Genomic DNA, 3860 nt, shown 5'->3' on the forward strand with positions numbered 1-3860 from the left:
AGACTACGGGCATTAAAGCCTGCAAGAATAAGCGCATCTGATACCTGAAGCTGTTTGGAATTAAAAAGTCTTAAAGCACTGTCATTTACATTGACTTGAATAAAGTCGTGTTCTCTCTCTTCAAACGCTGTGATACCAATGCCTATAGGCGTTATAAATTCAGGCCCGATTAAGGGTTCTTTCTCAAATCTTATCTTTTCAAGTGCATCACATGATTTAATGACGACACGTTCCTTAGGAAGGCCAAGTGCTTTCGATAAAGACTCTGTAAAGCCTGGAATTTGAGAACCACCGCCTATGCAAAATACGGCGCTTGGTGGCTTCTTATTAAGCTGTACAATGTTTTCAGATATTTCTTTGGTAATATAATCAATTGTCTCATGAAGATGGGTCATGATTTCATCAGATGCCATGTTATGCGACATACCAAGAACATCCGTGAATGTATGTCGTTCATCTGTATTAAGCTTCACCTTCAAGTCTTCTGCTCTATTGAAGTCTAGTAGGTAGGTCTGGGCGAGCTTTTCTGTGATTTCATCACCGGCAAGCGATACCATTCCGTAAGAAGTAACTGTTCCTTCTTTTGAAATAGCGATATCTGAAGTTCCAGCACCAACATCGACCAAGGCTAAGTTAAGCAAACGTAAATTTGCCGGTATAGCTACATTGATTGCCGCAATCGGCTCTAACGTCAGATTCATCACTTCAAGGTTGGCCCTATGAATAACCGAATATAAGCTATCCACAACAATATGGGGTAGAAAAGTTGCAATAATTTCCACGCTGATTTTGGACCCACGATGTCCAATTGGGTTTAAGATCAAACTCTGATCCAAATAGTAATTTATAACACTATAACCCACACAGTAGTAATTAGATTGAATTTGATTTTCACTGACCAATATTTTCTGTGCTTGCTGAATGGCTTCCATTTCTATGCTGTCTGTCAAAGTTTTTTTGATTTCCTTAGTAAAGTCAAGCTCTCTCTCAACGCTTGCACGCTCTGTTCGAAGCGCTCTACCAGCAGCAGCTATAGCAGCACGTTCAAGCTTATAGCCATTTCGTTGTTCAAGTTTATCTGTAACCTTGCGGACGACCTCAGTCACTTTCTCAATATCATGTATTTGACCGTCAAACATGGCCCGTTCCGGATGTGCCATGATTTCATAATCCACTACAACATAATCACTGCCCTCTTTTTTTGCAATCGTTCCCACAACATTTCGAGTTCCGATATCCAATGCATATAATAAATTTTTAGGCACTTCATTGAGCTTTACCTGATTCATCATTTTGTTCTCCTTTTGTAGTCAACACAATAAGACGTTAAAGTGCAGATTTCGCAAAGGGGTGTTCTCGCTTTGCAAACTCTCCTACCATGAAATATCAATAAATGATGCGCTTTAGTCCATAGTGCTTTATCAATTTTTTTCATGAGTTGCACTTCTGTTTCCTCAACTGTTTTTGCCACGGCAATGCCAAGTCGATTAGAAACTCTGAAAACATGTGTGTCCACTGCAATCGCAGGCACACCAAATGCATTGCTCACTACCACATTTGCGGTTTTTCGCCCCACGCCTGGTAGGGTCATAAGTGCTTCTAAGGTCTCAGGGACTTCCCCGGAATAATTGTTCTCTATAATTTCAGATGTGCTATATATGTTTTTAGCCTTTGACTTATGTAGGCCACACGGCTTTATGATGCCTTCTATTTCTTCTATGCCAAGACTGCACATGAGCGCCGGTGTATTTGCACGTTCAAACAGAACTTTCGTTACCTGATTCACGCGGATATCAGTACACTGAGCGGATAGAATCACAGCAATCAAGAGCTCATATGGTGTTTTAAAATCCAATTCTGGCTTGGCATCCGGATATACCAATAAAAGCGCATTTACAACTTCCATTGTTTGCTTTTTCGTTAATTTCATAATACCCTCTTCTATGGCTTTTGTCCTATTTCCGTCAAAAAATATTATATCATAGTTGACGTAAAATAATCACAACAAATTTCATCGATAAGATTTGAAATTGAAGCCACTTCGCTGGCTTTTGTGACGCATTTTTACACTTAAAAACCCCCGTAAATCTACGGGGGTCGAAACTAATCATCTGTTAAATTTATAAACCTTGAAATCGAATACAGTAAAAAAGTATAAACTGGAATCGTTGGAATAGCTGCAACTACTCTGCCAGGTAGGAATATTAAAAAGCCTTTTCCAAACATAATGGAAAGCCAGTAGGTATTCAAAAGCAGGGATATGAGAATATAGGTGATCATCACTGTAAAACTGAGTTTATCAAGACCTATGACCCCCGATGTATTTTTAAGATTCTTCGACATCCAGAAGGGCATGATCACAAACAGGATTGCCACCACAAAAACTGCGGCAAATAGGTACAATGACGCATCATCACTCACTGTAATCCCCCTTGATGTAAGGGCAATTACCCCACTGCCAATCATGACCCAGACCATGCCTATGAGGAAGATCATAATCATAATCGCATTTAAAAAATTGAAATCAAATTTTTGTTTGTGAATTTTAAAGGTTTTAAACAATAAACCCGGTATAATACCAAATAGCGCTGAGCTCAGTGTAAAGCCCGGAAAATATGCCCCTTGTGGATTCATCAAATAGCCGACAACATCTGACACGATACCTGTTACACCACCAATTACAGGACCTAACATCATGCCTGAAATGATGAGGGGCAGGCTACCGAAACCAACTCGAAGGGCTGGCAAGCCACCAAGTGGCACCATGATTGAAAATAGCCGTGTTAAAATAATGCTGATCGCCGCTAATAAAGCCGCTTTAACTAAGCCTGACGTAGATGTTAGGCGCTTGTCTCTTTGCTTGTTCACTTATGTCTCCTTTCGTAAAAATCCTACTATCACATTACTTCAAGGAGACCATAATGTAACAGCGGATGCAGTAAAATATCGCAGAATTATTTCTTTCGTTTAAGGTCAACTTCCCATTCCTTAACACTTAACGCATTTTACTTACTCTGTCACCGTAGTACCAATATTTTTACATGATTAAGACTGTTTTGCAAGCAAATTATTATCCCCGACACACACTATGCTTTTAAGAGTGCGGCCATCTCATCTACTGACTTTTCGAAAACAGCCAGTGCATTTCTCACCGGTTCTTCTGTTTCCATATCCGCTCCAGCTTCTCTCAGAACCTCAATTGGATATGCCTTTGACCCGCTAGATAAGAAATTCAAATAGCGCTTCACGGCCTCATCCCCTTGAGTTAATATCTGATCAGCAAGTGAAACTGCTGCGGAGAATCCCGTAGCATACTGATAAACATAGAAATTATAGTACATATGAGGAATTCGAGCCCATTCATATCTAATCTGATCATCTATAATAACATCTGGTCCAAAGTACTTTTGATTAAGTTTGTAATAGTGTTCACACAAGTAATCAGCTGTTAATGCGCCGCCTGACTCAACTACATCGTGAATATCTCTTTCAAACTCTGCAAACATGGTCTGTCTAAAGATTGTCCCCCTAAACTGTTCCAAATAATGGTTTAAAATATATTTTTTCTTGGCATCATCTGTAATGGTCTTCATTAAATGTGCATTAAGGAGCGCCTCATTGGTTGTCGAAGCCACCTCTGCAACAAAAATCGAATAATTTGCATAGACATATGGTTGATGCTTAGAAGACAAGAAGGTATGCATAGAATGTCCAAGCTCATGAATTAAAGTAAACATACTGTCAACATTATCCTTGTGATTCAAAAGGATATAAGGCTTAGAGTCATAAGTACCACTCGAATAAGCACCACTGCGCTTTCCTGTATTTTCGTAAACGTCAATCCAGCGCTCTTCAAAGGC

The 3860-nt window shown here is 39.6% G+C and carries 4 protein-coding genes and 1 riboswitch; all 4 genes read right to left on the reverse strand.

Annotation, left to right across the window (positions count from 1 at the left end):
* The coding region (gene pilM, locus AC220I_RS19500) for a pilus assembly protein PilM (protein WP_486725535.1) at nt 1-1292 on the reverse strand (1292 nt) is incomplete at its 3' end.
* Nucleotides 1289-1930 (reverse strand): endonuclease III, encoded by a 642-nt coding sequence (nth, locus tag AC220I_RS19505; protein WP_486725536.1) that lies wholly within the window; start codon nt 1928-1930, stop codon nt 1289-1291. The genes pilM and nth, both read right to left, overlap by 4 nt.
* Before the next feature lie 173 nt (nt 1931-2103).
* A complete protein-coding gene (locus tag AC220I_RS19510) occupies nt 2104-2868 on the reverse strand; it encodes a folate family ECF transporter S component (RefSeq protein ID WP_486725537.1) in 765 nt (254 codons plus the stop codon).
* 57 nt (nt 2869-2925) lie between these two features.
* A riboswitch (THF riboswitch) is annotated at nt 2926-3019 on the reverse strand.
* A gap of 67 nt (nt 3020-3086) precedes the next feature.
* The coding region (locus AC220I_RS19515) for a M3 family oligoendopeptidase (protein ID WP_486725538.1) at nt 3087-3860 on the reverse strand (774 nt) is incomplete at its 5' end.

The sequence above is a fragment of the Fusibacter sp. genome, from assembly GCF_057447755.1.